Raw genomic sequence first — 21,195 nt, 5'->3', positions numbered from 1 at the left:
TTTGTTTTATTTTTTAGTTGATTTCCATTTTAAAAGCTGCATATAATATCCTCCAACAACTGATCTTGCCTTGAAGTTCATCATGTGTCCTTCCATAGTTTCATGCCAGTCACTCAAAGGCACTCTGTCCGGAGTTTCGTTAGCATATTTCCACATTGGGTCCACTATTGCATCAAAATCTTTTTGATTATCTGTTAAAGATGCAGTCCATATCACCCAGTCAGATTTAGTATAATTTTCGCGGCTGTCTAATGGTAAACCGTATTTATTTTGTTTTGTTAAATAATAAGCTACTTCAGTTTTTCTAACACTTTCAGGAAAAACATTCAGATCTAAAATAGTATCCCAGGCCAAATTGTATTTTTGGCTCCATGTTCCTGGTTTTCCAAAAGCTAAAGTATAATGATCTCCATCTTTAGCCAGTTCCATCCATTTGACAGCCATTTCTTTTGCAGCACTTATAAACTCCTGTTCTGTTTTTTTGTCACCTAACATACCAGCCAGTTTTCCGTAAGCCGCAAGTGCTTCAATAGCTTTAGCTGAAAGATTTGCATTACGAGCCAAGTGCCCGGCAAAGTCATCCGTAGATAATTGGTTTTCAGGATCAAATCCGCTTTTCTTAAGATAATTAGCCCATTCTGTAAGGGTTGCCCAATGCTTTTTAGCATAATTGGCATTTCCTTCCTGTTGTGCAATAGCAGCAACCACTACAATTGCGTTTCCGGCTTCTTCAACCGGCATGTCTTCACCATAGGTTTGACCTGTTGCAATTGGGTAAGTTCCTAAATCATGTGCCGGGAAAGGTTTTTTCCATTTTCCGCTTTCGCTGTAATAGAATATTCCGTTTAACATTCCTTCCATTAATTTTGGATTGTAAAGTAAAAATAATGGTGCTGAAGGATACGTAAGATCGACCGTATTGATAGAACCGTTACTGTGATTTTCTTTAGAAAGGAAAAGAATATCTCCGTTTGGAGCCTCCGTAACCGAATGAGCCGCAATGGCCTGTCTGTAAGCCAGAACACATAAATCGGCATATTTTTTACCACCTGCTTTTGTAGCATCTGATTTTAATTGCGCATCAAAAGCTGCTGTTTTTTGCATCACTTTTTTGTACTCACTATTCGCCTCAGAAAGTGCTTTTTCGATAGTGCTTCCGTCTTTTTTCCACCAAGGTTTCAAATTCGTGTCGAAATAATTCACTGCAAATAATTCGTCGTAACCCATCATAAATACCTGTTGCACTTCTTTTTTACCAACAGTTCCTAAGTTTACAATGGTATTCAGATTTAAATTATTTCCTTTTTGGTTCAGAGATGAAGATGCTTCTTTACCCGTTAAAAAAGGTTCGAAACCACCATTAGCCGAAGAAATATATTGCTGTACATTTTTACCAGCCGGAGTTGCTACATACGCATAACCCCAGTCGATACGTACATCATCGCCTTTCTTTTGAAGAATTGGCTGCTCTGTAGTTCCTGCTTTTAAAATCGCCAGCTTATTTTGAGTATATTTCCAGGCTTCCACTTCCTGCGCAGGAGAATCAACTGCAAGTGAACTTGAAGCTCCTAAATATACCTGAACATTGTGTTCTTTACCGTCTTTTGAATTTACTGCCAAAGAAATATAGGTTACAGGGCGGCTCAGTAATTTTAAATCATCCAATAAAAGCGGAGATGTAAAAGTTACTTTCAATTGTGCTTTTCCGCAATCAAAAACATATTTAGTATTGGTTGCTTCCAACGTTACATCTGTTTGAGTTGCCTGATGCACCACAACATTTCGCATCGAAACATCCTCGGTTGCCAAACCAGAATCCAACCACGAACCACCTGCTGTGTTTTCGATATGAACTGCCAATACGTTGTTTTTTGCTTTTAATTTTGCAATGACCGCTTTGTCAATTGCAATGTATTTGTACTGATGTTTCCATCCGCTTACATCGTAAATTTTTTCTCCGTTTAAATATACCTGAACATTATCGTCATGGCGTAGTTTCAGAAATAATTTGTCGAAATTTTTATCTTTTAAATCAAAAGTTCTTCTGGTCCAAAGGTGCTTCGATTTCCAGCTTGTTTTAGCTTTTGAATCGTCATCACTGAAAGGAGCAATACCTGATTTCCAGGAAGCATCATTAAAATCAGCATTGAACCAATTAAGCGAAGGTGACTGTTCTGTATATTTTACGCTGTAATTTTCTTCATCGGCAGTAGCCAAAACCGTTTTATAAGCCGTTGATTCTACTCCAAGGAAGCGATATACTTCGCCATCGACTTTGATTAAACCGGTTAAAGAATGCTCTGCTCCCGTCCAGTGTTGTGTGGCTACCTCATTTAATTGATTTCCTGCAGACCAGACACTCTGATAAGGTGTATGTGTAATTAAAGGGTATGAAGGCGCTCTTAATTCTTGTGCTTTACTGGTATTAACTACAGCCAAAGCGATGGCCATAATCGAAATATATTTTTTTATCATCATTATGTATTATTAAAATATTACTTTTTAAAAGCAAAATTCTTATTTATGAAATTGATTTTTTAAGTTTAAAAAAGATAGGGCATTCCGAAGAACCAGTTCGGAATGCCTTGCCTATCCACCACCACTACTAAACTTAATTAAATCACTTATTTTCTAACGAAGTATTGTCTCCATTCACTTATCTGAATAGCATCGCTACCACCATTTTTGGTAATACTGATTCTGTAATATTTATAAGCCGTTTCGTTTACAACGGTAAATTCTCTGGTTTGATTTCTACCTGTAAAAACCTGATCGGTTCTTGTATCAATCGATGTCCATGTAGAACCATCATTAGAACCAAACACTTCCCAATTGATAGGGTCTCTGTCTGGAGCATCATTACCAGATGTAAAGTTGTATTTGTTTACAACAGCAGCTTCAGTAAGTTCCTGCTGCATCCAGAAATCCGTATCAAATCTGTTAAGACCACCAACAAGGAACTTAGAATTTAAGTCGTTGTCTATTAGTTTTAATGATCCTTCTGCTCCTTCAGCACCATTTCCGTTGTCTTTGCTTACCGTAATTATTGCTCCAGTTGTTAAATCTGTGATATTTACTACCGGTGTAAATGGATAATTTAAAGTTGGAAAATCAGCACGGGCATCTAATAATTCTTCCTGCCATTCGTCACTCCATCCAAAAGCTTCTTCTGCAAGAGGCTGTAAATCATCTCCGGTTGCACCGCTAAAAAAGTGAACAAACTCACCCATGTTCATATCATGATCGTAAGTATTCCCGTTTGTTGGATAAAATTGCGCCACTAGTTTAAAGAAGTTCCCTAAAGACATTCTGCCACCGTGATCTTTATAAATTGGATAATACCAATCTCTAAACCAGAACGTATTTGCTTTTGGAAAACTTGAAGTTTTAGTATTATTTAAAGCAAAAATACGATCGGCTTCAGTTTGCATTTGCAAATTCGTATAGATATCGTACAAGAAGATTTGAGAATACGTATCACCCCAAATTGCTTTTGCCGCAGAACCTTTTAATCCGTTTGAAGAGGTTTCAACAATCTGACTTACTGCCAAGAGAGGATTATCTATATTATTACCTTTCATTTCAGTTCCTTCAAAAGCCATGTCAAACAAACTTCTGTTGCCGCTTTCGCTGTCAAAAATGGTACCTACATACGTTGGTCCTTTGCTTTCGTTATGAAAAACAGCATACAACCTGTTTTCGTCACCGAATGTCCCGTAGGTCTTGTTAACTTCTTTCCATGTTTTACTGAAGAAATCATAAGGCCATTCCAAAGGCCTTTTTACTGCTTCATCGTAATAAATTGCAGTGTTATTATCAAAATACTGGCGCCATATTTTATCTGAATGATTACTCCAGTTTTCTATAATACTTCTAGCTGGGGAACCTGCCGGATCCGTATTTACCACAGAAGAGGGATAATCTTCAAAAATATAATTGTCATCTTGAGAACAAGAACCTGCTAAGCTTGCAACAAAAATTAATGAAACTATTTTTATACTATTTTTATACATAGGTTTATTTATTAAAGGTTAGTTAAGCGCTGCTTTTATATTTAAATAGCGCTGTAAAACAGTTAAAAAGGTATTACCAGCCGGGATTTTGAATCAAACTTCTGTTGGTGTTCATCTCAACTTGAGGTATTGGCCATAAGTAATGTCTTTGGTTAAAAATCCTTTTTTCGAAAACTACTTGTTTGTAAAAATTATTTTCATCTGTTGCATTAATATCCAGACCATGAAAATCACCTGAGAATTTTTCCTCTGCTTCTTTCCATCTGCGAATATCAAAATAACGTACGTTTTCAAAAGCAAGCTCTACTCTTCTTTCTTTATGAATTGCGATACGCATATCTGATTGTCCTACCGGAGCAGGCAATTCTGCTGAACCATATTCGGGAATTCCTGCACGTTCTCTAATTTTATTTAAATAAATTAAAATATCCGGATTGGTAGGATCATATTCGTTTAAAGCCTCAACATAATCTAAATAGATTTCAGCCAATCGTAACATTGGAATGCTTCTGTTTGTATTGTTTTTATTACCCGTAATCATATTTTTTCTAACCACATAACCTGTAGGAGAATAATCATTTGCTCCAACTGCACGACCAGAGTTTCCATTATACCATAATTCAGTAATAATATTTCCGTAATCACGGTTTAACCAAAGGCTTTCATTATACGTAACACCAACATAAAACCTCGGCTCTCTGTTTACCCATTGGTTATAAGCACTTCTTTGTTTAAAATCGAAAGGTGCCTGAAAATTTGAAAAACCTGTTTCCTGATATCCTGAAGCCGGATCATCGATAGAACGACCATTTGCAGTAAAATAAGCATCAACCATTTCTTGTGTAACGCCCAACCCGCCAGCACCATGTACCTCATCAGGATACCCTGCATGATAGGGCGTAACTTCATAATGATAAGCAATTCCTCCACGAGGTCTGGCATAAATCATTTCAACATTCCAGTCTTTCAGCATTACATCACGAGTTGACAAATACGGATTGTAAGTACCATCTACATTATATGCTTTGTATAATTCATAAGTCCCTGGTACAAACTCATCAATAAATGCTTTTGAAGCATCTGCAGCTGCCTTCCATTTGTTTACATCTACAGATTGTGAAATGTAATGTTTACCTGTTTCATCCACAAAAGCCGAGTAATCAGTATTTCCATTAAAAAGTGGGCTTGCATTTATCAACAATACTTTTTCTTTAATAGCCAAAGCAAAAGGTCTGCTCATTCTGCCTGCGTTATCATCCTGAAATGAAACTGTTTTTAATGCGTCTGCACCTGCATCAAGTTCGCTTACAATATATGCCACACATTCCTCGACAGTATTTCTATGTAAGTTAAGCACATCTAAATCAGCATCAGCAGGAATTGGCTGCTCTCCCATTAATAAAATAGGCCCATATAATCTAACTAAATTATAATAGTAATATGCTCTTAAAACTCTTGCTTCGGCAATGTATTGACTTGTACGTTCATCAGTACAGTTCTGGCATTTGTTAATGTTTTGAATTAAAGTAGAACAATCTCTAATTCCTCCATAATAGTTTGCCCATTGATCACCCGTTTCACCACTGGTAGCGTTCCAGTCTCCTATATTCATAAAGTTTCCGAAGTGGAAAGAGACCCAGTATTCAGCCTCATCAGAAGCTCCCATCCAAGGTCCTGAATGGTTATTAGTGTCTCTTTGATCCAACTCACTCGGAATACGGGAGTAGATGTTCGCCAGATATTTTTCTACTGTATTTCTTTGAGAAAAAGTCTCGTCGAATGTTAAACGATCATCCGGAACCTGATCTAAATAGTCGTCATTACAGGAAAAAAAGATAAGTCCAGTAAATAGTAATATTAATTTTTTCATGACTTGAATATTTTAAAAAATTATATTTTATTTTTTTTATTAAAATTGTACGTTAACACCAACTGCAACAGTTGTTATATTTGGATAAGCTCTACCATTACCAGTTGTAGTTAACTCCGGATCCCAGATATCAAAGTTTGAAAATGTCAATAAATTCACCCCTCTTATATAAAATCGTGTGTTTTGTAATTTTAATTTGCTAGAAAAATCTTTAGGCAAATTATACCCAATCTCAGCCGTTTTTAATCGTAAGAAACTAACATCTCTTAACCACCATGAACTAACCTGAGTATTATTATTTTGACCAATTCCTGAATCTCCATAAGATAATCTTGGATACATTGCATAAGGATCATCACTGTCTGGCGTCCAGCGATCAATTGCTGTTGTGTAAAGGTTTCCTACACCTCCACCACCTACGAATGGCTGAATTGATTGTCCTCCAAGCATAATATCCGCTTCTGTTTGTCCTTGGAAAAACAAACTTAAATCAAAACCTTTGTACTCACCTGTAAGTCCAAAACCATAGGTAAAAGCAGGAACGTCTCCCTGACCAATTTGTTTTTGATCATAAGAATCAATTTTTCCGTCGCCATTCAAATCTGTATATTTTATATCACCTGGCATGATTTGACCAAATTGAGTTGGATACTGACTTCCATCAGCCGGTGAAATAAATCCATCTTTATTTACGTCATCAGACAAAGTATATAATCGTTCTGCAACATAACCGAAACGAGCCAATAGAGAAGTTCCTCTTCTATCCTGCCAAGGATATAATTGCTCTGGCTGACCATTTTCGATAACTTCATTTCTGTTATAAGAAAAAGTTCCTCTGAAAGAAAGTTTTAAATCGTTGATATTTTTAGTATAATTTATACTTCCATCAAAACCTTTGTTATCTACAACTCCAATATTTCCGTATGGCGAAGCGGCAAGTCCAATATAAATTGGCACATCACCTCTTTGCAAAAATGCTCCGGTAGAACGCTCTTTAAACAAGTCAAAGATTATTTTTAAACTACTATTAAAAGCATTTACTTCAAATCCTAAATCCTGCTTACGTGAAGTTGACCAGGTGACATCAGCTCCATAATAAGTTTCTCTGATACCAGAGGTATATTGAGGTTCTTCTCCAAAATCATAACCTGGCTGTCCATCTTCTACACGGCTTAAATATGCAAAACGTCCTGCTCCTGAAGCCGCTCCAACTTTTCCATCGGAATATCTAATTTTAAAGTAATTGATAGTTTCTTTTAGCGGGCTAAAGAATTCCTCGTTTGATACAATCCATCCTGCTGCAAAAGAAGGGAAGAAACCGTATCTGTTATTGGGTGCAAAATTTTCAGAACCGTTATATCCTCCGTTTATTTCTAAGAAATATTTATCATCATAACCATAAGTTACACGACCTGCAAGACCTTGATTTCTATATGGGATAGAAGCTGTAAAATCATTGGCAAAAGCATCAACATAGTCAGTTCTGTTAAACAATAATAAACCTCCAAAAGTATGTTTACCAAAAGTTCTGTCGTAATTAAAGGAAGTCTCCAGATAAATTCTTCTGTTTCCTCCATTTGACCTACTGTATCCTAAATAATCTGTCCCGGCAAAAGTTTCTATCAACACCAATTCACCATCTTGTGTATATGGATTGTTTTGATCAATAGCATAAGTACTTGGGCGTTTACCACGATTTACATTTTGCTCATTATAAGCATCAAAAGAAAACATTCCTGTCCAGGTTAATCCTTTTGTTAATGACTCTAAATTTTGAGTAAGTCTTAAATTCGAATTAATTTGATTCTTATTATTTACTTTATAACCTCTCAAAGCTGCTTGTGCATAAGGATTAAATCCTGAGTTAGGTCCTTTTCCCGGCACAAAGCCTCCTGGATATAAAATTGGAAATTCTACCGGAGAAGTTTCTAATGCGGTACCGTAAATACCATCAGCTCCCAATTCCGGGAAATTACCCTCAGAAAGGTATCCGCGAACTCCTAGTGTCATACTAGTTGTTTTGGTAATATCTACATTTAAGTTGGTTGTAAAATTATATCTTTTAAAACGGGTATCAGCATCATAACTTTCTGTATCACTGGTTTTAAAAAGACCTTTTTCATCATAATAACCTAACGAAACATAATATTTAGCAGCCTCAGCTCCTCCACTTACGTTTACTGTAGCCTGGCGATTTCTTCCAAATTTATTATAAACGGCATCCAGCCAGTCAACATCCGGATACAACAAAGGATCGTACTTTGAAGCGGTACGCTGTATAGTTTGCTCAGAATATTTAGGCGCTTGCCCTCTGGTTGTCAAAGCCTCATTTGCCAATCGCATATAGGTAACACCATCTACTACATCTGGCACTTTTGTAAAAGCTGTAATCCCTTCATTATAGTCAACCATAATTTGAGGTTTACCAACTTTACCTTTTCTTGTCTCAACCAAAATAACTCCGTTTGCACCACGAATACCGTAAACAGCAGTTGCAGAAGCATCTTTTAAAATAGAGAAAGAAGCAATATCAATAGGATTCAAATCATCCAAGGTACGCTCAACACCATCCACCAAAATAAGCGGGCTTGAACTACCAAAAGTAGAAATACCACGAATCCATAAATCAGCACTATTACTCCCCGGAAGTCCAGAACGCTGAACACCAGTTAAACCGGAAATTCTACCTGCCAGCATCGTACTAACATTGGCAACAGGTTGTTTTAGCTCTTCAACATCTACTGATGACTGTGCTCCTACAACACTCACTTTTTTCTGTTTTCCGTATCCTACAACTACAACTTCATCTAACGCATTTAAATCTTCTAATAATTGAATATCTAAAATTTGATCATCACCTACTATTTTCTCCACTGTTTTAAGTCCCTGGAAAGTAAAAACAAGTGTTGCATTTTTCGAACTTACTTTAATGGAATAATTTCCATCGATATCTGTCTGAGTACCATTTGTAGTTCCTTTTTCTAAAATTGATACTCCCGGCAATGAAATATTATCCGAATCCACAACTTTACCCGTAATGGTAATTAAATCCTGCTGGAAGGATACATCTGCAGCCGTAACTGTATTGATCATAAAGGAAGAAATAATAAGACTCATCAAAGCAATCTTATTCAGCTTGAATTTACTGCTGACCTTAAAAAGAACATTGCCTCTCATTTTCAAAACAATCTCTAAGAAATCTTTCGTTTTCATATAATGTTTGTGGTATTAATGTTTTTGGTTACTATTTTGGTTACTATTTTGGTTACTATTTGGTTAACGGAGACAAACATACTAAAACGTTTTAGTAAAAAAAATAAAATTATGATAAATAGTTATTTTTTATTATAATTTTAAATAAATCACTTTTTTAGTAAAAATATTTTATCAAATTATCTGTTTTAAGGAAAAAAATTCAACTATTTCGTTTGAGAAAACAGTTGCCGAACTTAAAAATATTCGTTTTTTGAGCATTTAGGTGATTTAGAAAGGTGTTATTTATCAGATTCGTAATTTTAATACCAGACTTTTACGTTAAGGAGTGTTTTTTAGCTATTTCATTAGAGACAATGTAATCCAATTTTTTTTAAATTTTATATCATAAAAAAAAACGCAATCATACTAAATCATGATTGCGTTGTTATGTGTTGATGTTTTTTTTATCAAAAATAAATTTCCATTATGGTATAATCCTGCCCGGCTTTGCTAAAGAGTTGTAAAGTATCTTTCATGCCAAAATTTTCATAAAAAGATTTTTTATTGGTACGGGCGTTACACCAGACTTTTTTTAATTCTTTTTCTTTTGCAAGCTGAAGAATATGTTTTATAAGCGCCGAGGCTATTCCCTTCCCCTGATAGTTTTCCAGAGTTGCTAATTTCCGAAATTGCATTTCATCATTGGTAATAAAACAAGATACGATTGAAACTAATTTTTCTTCCAGATAAACTCCAAAATGTATCCCCTCATTATCTTCATCCAGCTGCACAAATTCTAAAGGATGATCCGGCCACATTACTTCATGCCTAATTTGCCAGGTGTCCGAAGCACTAATTTGTATAATAATCATAAAACCGAATACTATTAAATGTTACAAATGAAATTGGAAATTCTATCCAAAGAAAAAATAATTCACAAATTATTGCTTTATTTCTCGTTTAAAAGTTTTTCCAGCTTTTGTTTTGTTTCCGGAAAATCAGTTCCAAAACTTAATGCTTTCTGAAAACTTGCTATGGCATTTTTTTTATCACCATTTGCTTCGTAATAATCCCCTAAAGAATCATATGTATTAGGACTTTCAGGATAATTGGCAACATTTAGTTTAAATAAATATCCTGCCAAATCATTATTTTTCTGACTCAAGGCCTGATATCCATAAGTGTTGATTACCTGCTCAGGCACATTAACCTTGTAGCCTAAGTTTTTAGAAACGGTTTCATAGTGTCTTTCAATCTTGGTAAAAACTGCTCTGTCAAAATTCATTTGCTCTAAAATAGAAAGTTTGAGCTGATTAAAATCGAAAATAAATCGCAAAGCATCATACGTTGCAATCAAAGGCACTGAACCATGACTATCTTCTTTATAATATTGAGACTTATATCGTAAACCATTTTTATTATTCTGATTCAAAAAATCATTCAAATCCAAAATAGAGCGAATGTGTTTTGTCATTACAGTCGTATCTTTTCTTACTTTGAAAATATCCATCTTTTCGTCCATTGTATTTGCAATACCCAGAAACAACGAAGTATTACTGAACTTTTGAAGTTTTAATTTCGTTAGTGTTTCCTTCAGGTATTTTTCATGATCCCACCACATACTTGGATCAATCGATACATACGAATTAAACAAATGAGTATGATTGGTCAAAATATTCATTACCGTTAATCCTCCAAAAGAGTGACCTATCAGCGTTTTATAAGAAGTCGTTGGGTATTTATTATTTATATACGGAATCAATTCTTTCTCCAGAAATTCGGCAAATTTTTCACCGCCTCCTGATTGTTTGCTCATATCCTCATTTACAAAAGGAAAATCAACATCTGAATGTGTTGGGGTAAGATCTCTGGTTCTAATGGTATTAGGAATCCCCACAACAATCATTTCAGGGCAAAGCGTATTTCCGTTTATTTCACTTAATTGCTCAATCATTCCCACTACAGAACTAAAATGAGCATCACCATCTAATAAATAAACTACTGGATATTTCTGTTTATTTAAACCGCCAAAAGCGACGCTGCGGGGAAGATGAATCCAAACTTTTCGCTGCTCTCCTAATGTTTTAGAATAAAGACTGTCAATACTCCCTATTTCTATTTTAGTGTTTTTTTGAGCTATTGAAACACCTGAAACCAAAAGAAGAAAAAGAATTACTATTTCAAAAAAATAATTCTTTTTTATACTCCTACTTTTTTGTAATCTATTATTTCTTTTCATGTTTATTTTGTTGTGATTGGATAATAGGTTTAAAAATCTAATTTAAAAAAAAGCATCTTTTCCTGTAGAAAAAGATGCTTAAAACTTTCTTCAAATTAAGTTTATTTACTTAACCAGGTATTGTTTGCCGGCGTAGCATCCATAAAAATGCCGCCATCAACCGTTACTTCTTTGATTTGTTTTTTATTTTTTAATGAGATAGCAGCTGTTTTTTGATTGGTTTCCCAAATAGACGGTGTCTGATGAAGGGTTTCTTTAGTGCCGTCTGTATATACAATGTTCACATCAAACGGAATGGCAAAACCGCCAATGTTTTCAACTGCAATAGTTCCATCTTTAGCATTTTTAACCGCTAAATCAATATAGTTATTAGTAAAAAACCAGTTGTTAAAAAACCAGTTCAGATTTTTTCCTGAACCGCTGTTCATCGAATTGAAGTAATCCCACGGAATAGGATGTTTTCCGTTCCAGTTATCCATATAAGTATGTAATGCTTTTTTGAACAAATCATCGCCAAGCATATCTTTTAAAGCTAAATAAGACAGCGAAGCTTTTCCGTAAGAGTTATTACCATAACCTGCACCCGAAAGCTGAGATGACATCGAGATAATAGGCTGATCTTCTTCGGTTGAAGGATCGTTTATATAGCCATTCACCCTAAATTCTTTATAAAATTTGTCTTCTGCCTCTTTTCCGTGTTCTGCAATACCTATTAAATATTCAAAAGTCGTAGCCCAGCCTTCATCCATAAAAGCATAACGGGTTTCATTAATTCCCATATAAAAAGGAAAATAGGTATGTGCTACCTCATGATCCTGAACTAACTGTGCGAAAATAGGATCTCCGGTTTGCGAATCGTTGCACATCATAGGATATTCCATATCTGCAAATCCCTGAAAAGCAGTCATTTTTGAATACGGATAAGGGATTCCCGGCCAATTATTCGAAAACCAATCTAAGGCATACTGATTGTTTTTTACCGAATTTAAAAAGTCGGTTCCTGAAATATCATAAGCTGCCTGTACACTTGCACGTCGTTTGGTTTTATTATCTACTATCACACTGCTCGCATCCCATAAATAATGATCACTTAGACCAAAACAGACATCGGTAATGTTTTTAGCTTCAAATTTCCAGATGTTCCAGTCATTTTGTTTCGTAACCTTTCCGCTTTTCATTTCCTGTTCGTTAGCTATATGCAGAATTTCATTAGTTGTATAAGACTTTTTTAAACGGGCCGCAAACTCCGGCTGCAGCACCTCATCCGGATTTAATAAATCCCCAGTACCGTAAACCACATAGTTTTTGGGCGCTTTTACGGCATATACATAATCATTAAAGTCATTATAAAACTCCTGACGATCTGTATGCGGCAATCGGTCCCATTGGTTATAATCATCGAAAACCGAAACTCTCGGATAACTGTAAGCCACATAAAAAGTAGTAGGATCTATTTGTCCTTCACGCCCGCTCTCAACAGATAACGGATAATTCCAGTCTATATTGATTGTTATTTTAGAATGAGGCAGCATCGGTTTATTCATTTTTACCTTTCCTACTGTACCCCATTTTCTGGCATCTTCTTTATATATATCTCCATTAATTTTTAAAGAAGTAATCGTCAGTCCGTCGCTCAAAAAGTCCTCACTAACACTTCCTCCTCTTGGTGAAGCCGGTTTGTGAAGATTATTTACAAAACGAATTTGCAAATTTTTTAAAGTATCATTACTATTATTTTCATAGATAATGGTTTCGGTTCCGGTTACCATTCTGGTTTTAGGCTCTACGGCAATTTCCATAGTATATTTACCGTGATTCTGCCAATAGTTTTTACCTGGCTTTCCATCCATAGAACGGGTTCCTTTTGCGTAAGCTTCTTTAATATTTCGGGGCATATAAAGCTCTTGTGCAAAGTTATTTTGTGCCAAAAATAAAAAGGCAAATAACAACAGTTGAAGTCCTTTTTTAGTCATAAGTTACGTTTTAGGTTTGTTGATTAGAAATTTTGATTACTCATTAGTGGCGGAATTTCTTTTTTTGTTACATTTTATTCAAATATATATCTCTAAAAACAAAAAAACCGCCTGATTCTTAAAGAAAAAGACGGTTTAGGAAATTAATATATAACTATCTACAAAATATAATCGGTATTAATGAAGTTTGATTCTTTGCTGTTTAGCAATTCCTGCAAAATTTCATTATTGTAAGCAATATCTTTTGAAGCTACAAACGTTCTGATAGAGAACGAACGCAACGCATCAGGAATACTCAAAGTTCCTACTGCCGAATCTTTACGCCCTGTAAACGGGAACGCATCCGGTCCTCTCTGGCAAGAACTGTTCAGGTTTACACGACAAACTAAGTTTACCAAAGCATCAATAAGCGGTGCCAAAGTTTTAATGTCTTTACCAAATAAACTTACCTGCTGTCCGTAGTTTGATTCGGCCATATCGTCAAGTGGTTCGTTGATATCTTTAAAAGAAATAATAGGCACTACAGGTCCAAATTGCTCTTCATGATACACGCGCATCTCTTTATTTACAGGATATAAAACAGCTGGAAAAATATAATTTTCAGAATGTTTTCCTCCTTTTTCGTTCAGGATTTTTGCTCCTTTACTTGTCGCATCATCAATTAATCCCTGAATATATTCCGGTTTATCTGATTCTGGAAGCGGTGTCAGTGAAGCTCCTTTTTCCCAAGGATTTCCAAAAACCAAAGCATCCACTTTTTCAGAAAAACGTTTATTGAATTCTTCAACAATCGATTCATGCACATACAAAACTTTCAATGCCGTACAACGCTGACCGTTGAAAGACAATGAACCCGTGATACATTCCTGAATCGCCAGATCCAAATCGGCATCCGGTAAAATAATCGCTGGATTTTTAGCTTCCAACCCTAAAATCAAACGCAGTCTGTTTTTGTTTGGATGCTGATCCTGCAACGCAATCGCCGATTTACTGTTTCCGATTAAGGCCAATACATCAATTTTTCCAGACTTCATAATTGGCGACGCAACTTCTCTACCTCTACCGTAAACGATATTGATAACTCCTTTAGGGAAACTGCTTCTGAAAGCTTCCAACAAAGGCGAAATACATAAAACACCATGTTTGGCCGGTTTAAAAATCACCGCATTCCCCATAATCAAAGCCGGAATAAGCAATGAGAATGTCTCGTTCAACGGATAATTATAAGGTCCAAGACATAAAACAACGCCAAGAGGCCCACGGCGAATCATCGCGTTTACTCCCTGTACTTTTGCAAAGTGAGAACTACGACCGTTTAGTTCTTTATAACTGTCTATCGTATCCTGAATATATTCTACGGTTCTGTCAAATTCTTTTTGTGAGTCGCCCAGGTTTTTACCAATTTCCCACATCAAAAGTTTTACTACTTCTTCGCGGGTCTCTTTCATTTGGCGAACAAAGTTCTCCATACATTTTATACGGTCCACGACTTTCATCGTTGGCCATAAACCTTGTCCTTTATTATAGGCCGCATTGGCAGCTTCCACCACCTCAGCAGCTTCTTTTTCTGCCATAAACGGAATAGATCCTAATAAAGTTGGCGCGTATTTTTCTGTCGAAGAAATAGTAGAAAACACCGGTGTGGTTTGCCCGGTCCATTGTTTTAATTCTCCGTTTACAAGATAAGTATCCTGGTTAATTAGTTCTTTAATCTGGTATTCTTCGGGTATTAAACTCATAATTTGGTTGTTATAATTTGGTTATTTAATAGCTTTCAAAAGAAAAAAGAGGCTTTTGCGGCCTCTTCTTTGTTATTTATGGATTTACGGTATCGCCTTCCCAGTCTAAGATTCCGCCAAGTAAGTTATAGGCATTTTCTATCCCTAACTCATTCATGATCTGGCATGCTTTAGCGCTTCTTGCTCCTGAACGGCAATACACATAATAATTTTTGTTTTTATCTAATTCTTCGATTTCATAAATAAAACCCTGTCCTTTATGAATATCAATATTTACGGCATTCTCGATATAACCGTCATTAAATTCGTCTCCAGTTCTTACGTCAAGTATAACTGCATTTTCGTCAGCTGCCAGCTGAGCAACCCAATCTTCCTGTGATAAATTCATAATATTGTGTTTTTGTAAAATTACGACGTTTCTAGTTATTAAAAACGCACCAAATCAGTTTTCGATTATTATTCTCAGAAAACGTTTTAGAGATAGTATTATAATCAGTGAATTACAAATTTACTCACTATTTTTAAAATTATACCCTATAAAATCGATAGAAATTAAGATTTTATCATTTGCATTAAATTCATCTTAAATGTCATTTTCTCTCAATTTAAACCATATCAATCTGCTATCTTTGCAATAAAACTTTCTTTTTAAGTTGTTTTTGATAATAGCTTAAACTCAAAATTGATTGTTTTTATTTTAAATTTTAAATCAAAATACACTTAATTTCCTTAAAATAGAATTTTAATTGTGTGGGTACAAAAAAGCAAAAAGATGCAAAATTCCTTAAAAAATTTATTTCCGAATTTCTCCAACGAACTCCTTTCCTCTATCGCCGAAAACGCAACCGAACAAGATTTTGAATCAGGAACCATTTTAATGCGAACGGGACAATACATCAAAAACACTATTTTGATTACCAAAGGAAAAATCAAAATCTATCGTGAAGATGAAGATGGCGGAGAATTTTTAATGTATTATTTGCAGCCTGGCCAAGCCTGTGCCATTTCGATGATTTGTGCTACCAAAAGCCAAAAAAGTCAGATTATGGCAAAAGTTGATGAAGATGTTTCGGCCATCATGATTCCGCTGCACTTAATGGATAAATGGATGATGGAGCACCGAAGCTGGTACGAATTTGTCATCGAAACCTATAGAAACCGTTTTGAAGAAGTTCTGGAAGTCGTTGACAGCATTGCGTTTCGCTCTATGGACGAACGTTTAGAATTTTACCTCAAACGTCATCAGGATGCTTGTGGCTGCAACGAAGTAAAACTCTCTCATCAGGAAATCGCTTCAGAGCTTAATACCTCAAGAGAAGTCGTTTCGAGATTACTCAAAAAAATGGAACAACGCGGATTGGTTAAATTAAACCGCAATCAGATAGAGCTTTTGAGATGATTAAAATAGCCACGAATTCACGAATTTCTTTCTCAATTTAGATTAACAAAAAAATAAATTCGTGAATTGCTTTGCCTGTTCGCTATCGCTCGGGTCGTGGCGAAAAAAATATTTAACGCTTATGTGATAAATGTTACTGCAGAATTTTAATTTCCGAAGCATCTTTGCATAAAAAACACATTCAATGGAATATTTAGGCTACTTTGCTTCTATCATCATCGGAATTTCACTTGGCTTAATTGGCGGCGGCGGTTCTATATTGACCATTCCAATTTTGGTCTATTTGTTCAAAGTCAATCCGGAACAAGCTACTTCGTATTCCTTATTTATTGTAGGTTTGACGGCTATGTTCGGGAGTTACAGCCATTATAAAATGGGGAATCTAAAACTTAAATCGGCATTGTATTTCGCCATTCCGTCTGTAGTTTCAATCTTGATTATCCGCGAAGTTATTTTCCCTGAAATAGCCACTACCCTTTTTTCAGTTGCATCGTATTCGGTTTCCAAAGATTTCCTGATTATGATTGTTTTTTCGGTACTGATGATTACGGCTGCGATTTCGATGATTCGAAAAAATGAGCCCAAAATAACCACTACCGAAACTAATTATCTCCAACTAAGCCTGATTGGTTTTGTGGTCGGAATCGTAACCGGATTTCTTGGCGCAGGCGGCGGATTCTTAATCATTCCTGCCCTGCTGTTTTTTGCCAAATTACCTATGAAACAAGCTGTAGGCACTTCGTTATTAATCATAGCGATAAACTCCTCTATAGGTTTTGCGGGCGATTTATACATCGGAACCCCAATAAATTATACTTTTCTGTTAAGTATTTCAGCCATGGCATTAATCGGAATGTTACTTGGCAGCCAGTTCTCCAAAAAAATTGACGGCACCAAACTAAAACCTCTTTTCGGCTGGTTTGTACTGGTGATGGGCTTTTATATTATTATTAAGGAAGTTTTGTTTTAGGGGTTTATTTCACGCAGATTTAGGGTGATTTATGCAGATAAGCACAAATTTTATTTTTTTGTAAAACTGTGGAAACGAAAAGTTTTTTACTTTTTAAAATATCCCTAAAATTCCTATTTTTCACAAATTTCTTTCAGCTTGTCGAGTGCTTTTGGATAGTTTTCGTTCATGTAATCTAAAAATTCTTCCGTAGTATCTAAGTCCACCGTAACGGTTGTAGTACCATTGGTTGCTTCAAAGGTATAGTTTTCAAATCCGTTTGCCCATTTTTCGACTTCGGGTCCTTCTGTAATTTCCTTATCTGCTTTTAAAAGTCCATAATGCTGAATTGAAACAAATTGATTGGGAACGTTTATAGCGATCCTGGAAACCATCCCTCCTTTTTCTCCTTTCTCATCTACTCCAATAAACAGAATTTTATTTCCCTTTTCCCAACTTCCTTCATAGGTAGAGGTAGGATTAAACAAAGAAGTCCATTGTTCATAAGTTGACTTATTGCTAATACCAAGCATAAAATCATATATCTTGGTCACAGGGGCATTGATGCTTACTTTATATTGTAACTTTTTCATAATGTTTACTATTTACTTAGATTGTTTCAAATTTTATTAGCTGTCACCCAAACTTGCGCTTTATAGTTCATTGAAATTCAATGAGTTTAATACTAAATTAAGACCATTAGTTGAATTTTCCAAACATCATATACTAAACTAACTTGCTATTGAGTTTATTTCTAATAAGTTGTAGTTGCTATAGAAATAATAACTTTATATAATTCTATTTCTATATAATCCGATTAGCTTTTCTCTTTCTTCGATTTTTTCTGTTTTCATAATATTTATAAAAGTTATCATTTTTTCTAAATCAACTTTTATATAGGTGAGATTTAGGTTTATTTTTTGCGCTCCAATTTTTTGATTTAAATTGTTAGCCCATTTATATAATTTCTTTTTCATTACAAATCTTTCATCAGTTTTTATTGAAATAAAGACTTGCTTATGAATTTCAATATCATATGCGTTTTGTATGAATTCCCATTTTATTAATTCTTGATTTATACTTCTGTCCCAGATTCCAACTTCAGTAATAATTATTTGAACTCTTCTGTCTAGAATATTAAAGACACTAATCAAAAAACCAATTCCAAAGAAGCATAAGCAGAACCAAAAAATAAATTTGGTTTCTTTTTCGTTTATTATAAACCAAATACTTGGAATTACAAATAGAGAAGACATGAGTAATAATCTTAGTGATTTAATAGGGCTTTTGTAAAGTCTAATTTCTTTCATTTAAGTTTTTTATTTTACCTTTTTTCTTCGACTACAGACGCTTTTTCTTCCTGAATTTAACCAATTATTCGAATTTACCTCCCGAGAGATAAGAAACAAACAAGCTAAACCATCCAAATAAAAGGCTTTTATAAACTGCTTCTAGAATCGATAACCCATCCTGAAGCCCAAACCAAAGTTGACAGTGTTTTCATGATCGTGTTCTAAATCATATCCAGAGATAATCATATGATGATTTGTGGGCTCGTGTATGTCTTCATCATATTCCGATCCGGGATTTTCAACGTTTCTATCCATATAACCCAACGCAACAAATGGCTCCATAATAAATCTTTCTGTGACTGAAAATTGGCTTCCGAAAATTAAATTGATTCCTCGTGCCGATTTTTTTACGCCAAAATTATCGACATAATCTTTATATTCGCCCTCTTCATCGTCTATGCGGCTATAGCTTAGTGAACTTGATTTTTGGTTTTGTCTATAAAATAATTGAAGACCTAAATAAAATCTGTTTTTACCAACTCTATCTCTATTCAATAATTCCTGGAAATATATTCGTCCTTCAATATTTGCCTTAAAGCCTTTTGGTTTTAAAGAAACCGTATCTACTGCTGTTTCTGTGTCATAAAGCTGATAACCAAATTCGGCGTTTAGGCTCGACCAGGAATTTATCTTTCGCTCCACAGATAATTGTACAGTAGGAAAAGATACAAAATCTGTTAATTGAAGGGTATTGATTTTAACTGCCCAATTGTATTCCTTTTTCTCTTCCTGCGAAAAGATTAAATTCGAAAGCATCAAAATCATTATAAGTAGTGTTTTTTTCATCAGGGTTTTGCTATTGTTACGGTGAAAATAAGTCCATATTTTGGATTTGCCAAACTCCAAATACAAAAAACAATTTTTGCAATAAGTCAATGCTCAAATCTGTTTAGCGGTAGTATTTTTTTGTTACGTTATCTTGTTCTGAATCGGTTTTTATAATAATTTCAATCTTCGTCACAGTGTCAATTACGATACAATCTCTTAATCCACCAGTATGAGTACATTTTAAATCATTAAAATCGGTTATTATTTTTTCCTTATTATTTTTAATGTCAAGTAAAATTAATTTTTCCTCTTTTTCATGTTCGTTTTTAATATATAATAATACTTTTTCTTTTTCATTACTGTCAACTAATGTACCTTCAGTTATTACATTTCCGTTTTCCTTTTCAATAAGCTGTATTTCGTGTGGATTTCCAGAACCGAATGATTGAACAAATAGAAACGTTTTTCCAAAATCACCACCAATATAGCCTAGGTTTTTATGCAGCATCGGAAAACTTGTTTCACTAATTTGTTTTATATCCTTATTCCCTTTTACTAAAGTTAAACTTTGCAACATTTCATTTTCAATGGTGTCTTTATAGACCCTATAAGATAAATGAAAATCATTTTTTAGTATCGTATCAAAATCATAAGGTTCAATTTCTAATATTGCAGGCTTCTTGACTTTATTGGCTTGTTTTAGGTTTAGACTTTTAGTTATAGCTTTTTGTTCATTAGATGCAGCTATGCCTTCTGATTTCTTTTTTGCACAAGAAATTAGAATTAAAAATAGTGCTACTGCAAAGGTCTGTTTTCTCATTTTTTTTCTAATATTACCACTAACACACTTTGAATTAACACTTTGCGTGCACGAGCGAGAAGCTTGCGGATGCATGTGCTGTTAGCGGCTGTTTTTATTCATCACTTCCATTATATTCTAATTCTTTTTTTTGTTTATCTAATTGAAACCAAAAGTGATATGTTCCATTTTCCATCTTCCTGTTTGTTGAATATTCTCTCTCAAAATAATTCGTAGTCTCAAAGTCAACTGTGTCATTTTGTGTGTCGACTGATGGAGCATTTGAATAGTCCCTAAAAAATCCTTTATAACTTTTTGAACTCTTTATTGATTGAGAAATACGATTGAAATCATTGTCTGATAATTTTAAAATGAATGTTTCACGGTAATCTTTAAATCCAAAACTCTCGTTTTTTAAAATTTTGAAATCGTCTTTCAATTCCAAGTTGTGAAAAGCAAGTATCTTTTTTACATCTTTTTTATTAAATGTCCAGTCTGAAATCCAGGGTTGCATTAAAAGTAAAAGGAAAGCAGTTGTAAAAACTATAGCGACTATTTTTCCGGTTTTCCTTCTTCCGAAAATCCTGAAAGACCAATAGCTAATGAAGATTATTTGAAATACTGCAATTAAAGGCCAAATAAAGATTATAAGAAAATCTAAGTTCCCGATTACGGTTAAAGTAATAACGATACCTAAAATAACTCCAACTATTTTGCCCGTTACTTTTTGCCCGTTTTTAAAGGGAAGAAAAAAACATAAAAGTGTTAGTCCATACAAGACTAAACAGAATGTAATTGTAAAAGCATTCATTTTTAATTGTTGTTTATAAGTGCTGGTATTATATATCATAAAGTCATATACCCACACTATAAGCATAGATATGTATAACAAAATCATT

General features: G+C 34.6%; 16 protein-coding genes. 2 read left to right on the top strand and 14 right to left on the bottom strand.

Annotated elements, in window-relative coordinates; all coding sequences use genetic code 11:
• Nucleotides 1-6 precede the first annotated feature (6 nt).
• The 9 genes from GON26_RS17100 to GON26_RS17060 all read right to left on the bottom strand — a co-directional run bounded on the left by GON26_RS17100 (nucleotide 7) and on the right by GON26_RS17060 (nucleotide 15,417).
• Nucleotides 7-2,478 (bottom strand): glutaminase family protein, encoded by a 2,472-nt coding sequence (locus tag GON26_RS17100; RefSeq protein WP_230407962.1) that lies wholly within the window; start codon nucleotides 2,476-2,478, stop codon nucleotides 7-9.
• A 146-nt stretch (nucleotides 2,479-2,624) separates the two neighbouring features.
• Nucleotides 2,625-4,013, bottom strand: coding sequence for a discoidin domain-containing protein (locus GON26_RS17095; protein WP_160375986.1), 1,389 nt, complete (start codon nucleotides 4,011-4,013; stop codon nucleotides 2,625-2,627).
• A gap of 73 nt (nucleotides 4,014-4,086) precedes the next feature.
• A complete protein-coding gene (locus GON26_RS17090; RefSeq protein WP_160375985.1) occupies nucleotides 4,087-5,883 on the bottom strand; it encodes a RagB/SusD family nutrient uptake outer membrane protein in 1,797 nt (598 codons plus the stop codon).
• Between the two features lie 39 nt (nucleotides 5,884-5,922).
• Nucleotides 5,923-9,096, bottom strand: a complete 3,174-nt coding sequence (locus tag GON26_RS17085; RefSeq protein ID WP_230407961.1) for a SusC/RagA family TonB-linked outer membrane protein — start codon at nucleotides 9,094-9,096, stop codon at nucleotides 5,923-5,925.
• Between the two features lie 449 nt (nucleotides 9,097-9,545).
• Entirely contained in the window at nucleotides 9,546-9,950 is a 405-nt protein-coding gene (locus GON26_RS17080; protein ID WP_160375984.1) for a GNAT family N-acetyltransferase, read from the bottom strand.
• A gap of 77 nt (nucleotides 9,951-10,027) precedes the next feature.
• Nucleotides 10,028-11,317, bottom strand: coding sequence for an alpha/beta hydrolase-fold protein (locus tag GON26_RS17075; protein WP_160375983.1), 1,290 nt, complete (start codon nucleotides 11,315-11,317; stop codon nucleotides 10,028-10,030).
• Between the two features lie 101 nt (nucleotides 11,318-11,418).
• Nucleotides 11,419-13,290: a M1 family metallopeptidase gene (locus GON26_RS17070; RefSeq protein ID WP_160375982.1), complete on the bottom strand. Its 1,872-nt coding sequence runs from the start codon at nucleotides 13,288-13,290 to the stop codon at nucleotides 11,419-11,421.
• 158 nt (nucleotides 13,291-13,448) lie between these two features.
• Nucleotides 13,449-15,029 carry an NADP-dependent glyceraldehyde-3-phosphate dehydrogenase gene (locus GON26_RS17065; RefSeq protein WP_160375981.1) on the bottom strand — a complete coding sequence of 527 codons (1,581 nt, stop codon included), beginning with the start codon at nucleotides 15,027-15,029 and terminating at the stop codon, nucleotides 13,449-13,451.
• Between the two features lie 76 nt (nucleotides 15,030-15,105).
• Nucleotides 15,106-15,417, bottom strand: a complete 312-nt coding sequence (locus tag GON26_RS17060; protein WP_160375980.1) for a rhodanese-like domain-containing protein — start codon at nucleotides 15,415-15,417, stop codon at nucleotides 15,106-15,108.
• Nucleotides 15,418-15,801: 384 nt separating this feature from the next.
• On the opposite strand from GON26_RS17060, the gene GON26_RS17055 reads away from it, so the two are divergent.
• Together GON26_RS17055 and GON26_RS17050 are read left to right on the top strand one after the other, a co-directional pair.
• On the top strand, nucleotides 15,802-16,428 hold the full coding sequence (locus GON26_RS17055; RefSeq protein ID WP_160375979.1) for a Crp/Fnr family transcriptional regulator: 627 nt from the start codon (nucleotides 15,802-15,804) through the stop codon (nucleotides 16,426-16,428).
• 184 nt (nucleotides 16,429-16,612) lie between these two features.
• Nucleotides 16,613-17,398 carry a sulfite exporter TauE/SafE family protein gene (locus tag GON26_RS17050; RefSeq protein WP_160375978.1) on the top strand — a complete coding sequence of 262 codons (786 nt, stop codon included), beginning with the start codon at nucleotides 16,613-16,615 and terminating at the stop codon, nucleotides 17,396-17,398.
• A gap of 113 nt (nucleotides 17,399-17,511) precedes the next feature.
• On the opposite strand, the gene GON26_RS17045 is transcribed toward GON26_RS17050, so the two are convergent.
• From GON26_RS17045 to GON26_RS17025, 5 genes are all read right to left on the bottom strand, one after another.
• Nucleotides 17,512-17,970 (bottom strand): SRPBCC domain-containing protein, encoded by a 459-nt coding sequence (locus GON26_RS17045; protein WP_160375977.1) that lies wholly within the window; start codon nucleotides 17,968-17,970, stop codon nucleotides 17,512-17,514.
• 195 nt (nucleotides 17,971-18,165) lie between these two features.
• Nucleotides 18,166-18,687, bottom strand: coding sequence for an STM3941 family protein (locus GON26_RS17040; RefSeq protein WP_160375976.1), 522 nt, complete (start codon nucleotides 18,685-18,687; stop codon nucleotides 18,166-18,168).
• Between the two features lie 141 nt (nucleotides 18,688-18,828).
• Complete coding sequence (locus tag GON26_RS17035; RefSeq protein ID WP_160375975.1) at nucleotides 18,829-19,515, bottom strand: DUF3575 domain-containing protein; 687 nt, start codon at nucleotides 19,513-19,515, stop codon at nucleotides 18,829-18,831.
• 103 nt (nucleotides 19,516-19,618) lie between these two features.
• The gene (locus GON26_RS17030) at nucleotides 19,619-20,317 is read right to left on the bottom strand and encodes a hypothetical protein (RefSeq protein WP_160375974.1); all 699 of its coding nucleotides are present in this window, start codon (nucleotides 20,315-20,317) and stop codon (nucleotides 19,619-19,621) included.
• 94 nt (nucleotides 20,318-20,411) lie between these two features.
• Complete coding sequence (locus GON26_RS17025; RefSeq protein ID WP_160375973.1) at nucleotides 20,412-21,194, bottom strand: hypothetical protein; 783 nt, start codon at nucleotides 21,192-21,194, stop codon at nucleotides 20,412-20,414.
• Nucleotide 21,195: the final 1 nt, after the last annotated feature.

Origin of the sequence: Flavobacterium hydrocarbonoxydans (genome assembly GCF_009789235.1) — a bacterium.
In the GTDB taxonomy this organism is placed as follows: domain Bacteria; phylum Bacteroidota; class Bacteroidia; order Flavobacteriales; family Flavobacteriaceae; genus Flavobacterium; species Flavobacterium hydrocarbonoxydans.
The sequence above is the reverse complement of the archived record's forward strand: the minus strand, read 5'-3'. Positions and strand labels throughout refer to the sequence as shown.

What these genes read in the sequence shown, in the direction of transcription:
- GON26_RS17100 (WP_230407962.1), bottom strand. Translation starts at nt 2,478, where the DNA reads ATGATGATAAAAAAATATATTTCGATTATGGCCATCGCTTTGGCTGTA.
- GON26_RS17095 (WP_160375986.1), bottom strand. Translation starts at nt 4,013, where the DNA reads ATGTATAAAAATAGTATAAAAATAGTTTCATTAATTTTTGTTGCAAGC.
- GON26_RS17090 (WP_160375985.1), bottom strand. Translation starts at nt 5,883, where the DNA reads ATGAAAAAATTAATATTACTATTTACTGGACTTATCTTTTTTTCCTGT.
- GON26_RS17085 (WP_230407961.1), bottom strand. Translation starts at nt 9,096, where the DNA reads ATGAAAACGAAAGATTTCTTAGAGATTGTTTTGAAAATGAGAGGCAAT.
- GON26_RS17080 (WP_160375984.1), bottom strand. Translation starts at nt 9,950, where the DNA reads ATGATTATTATACAAATTAGTGCTTCGGACACCTGGCAAATTAGGCAT.
- GON26_RS17075 (WP_160375983.1), bottom strand. Translation starts at nt 11,317, where the DNA reads ATGAAAAGAAATAATAGATTACAAAAAAGTAGGAGTATAAAAAAGAAT.
- GON26_RS17070 (WP_160375982.1), bottom strand. Translation starts at nt 13,290, where the DNA reads ATGACTAAAAAAGGACTTCAACTGTTGTTATTTGCCTTTTTATTTTTG.
- GON26_RS17065 (WP_160375981.1), bottom strand. Translation starts at nt 15,029, where the DNA reads ATGAGTTTAATACCCGAAGAATACCAGATTAAAGAACTAATTAACCAG.
- GON26_RS17060 (WP_160375980.1), bottom strand. Translation starts at nt 15,417, where the DNA reads ATGAATTTATCACAGGAAGATTGGGTTGCTCAGCTGGCAGCTGACGAA.
- GON26_RS17055 (WP_160375979.1), top strand. Translation starts at nt 15,802, where the DNA reads ATGCAAAATTCCTTAAAAAATTTATTTCCGAATTTCTCCAACGAACTC.
- GON26_RS17050 (WP_160375978.1), top strand. Translation starts at nt 16,613, where the DNA reads ATGGAATATTTAGGCTACTTTGCTTCTATCATCATCGGAATTTCACTT.
- GON26_RS17045 (WP_160375977.1), bottom strand. Translation starts at nt 17,970, where the DNA reads ATGAAAAAGTTACAATATAAAGTAAGCATCAATGCCCCTGTGACCAAG.
- GON26_RS17040 (WP_160375976.1), bottom strand. Translation starts at nt 18,687, where the DNA reads ATGAAAGAAATTAGACTTTACAAAAGCCCTATTAAATCACTAAGATTA.
- GON26_RS17035 (WP_160375975.1), bottom strand. Translation starts at nt 19,515, where the DNA reads ATGAAAAAAACACTACTTATAATGATTTTGATGCTTTCGAATTTAATC.
- GON26_RS17030 (WP_160375974.1), bottom strand. Translation starts at nt 20,317, where the DNA reads ATGAGAAAACAGACCTTTGCAGTAGCACTATTTTTAATTCTAATTTCT.
- GON26_RS17025 (WP_160375973.1), bottom strand. Translation starts at nt 21,194, where the DNA reads ATGATTTTGTTATACATATCTATGCTTATAGTGTGGGTATATGACTTT.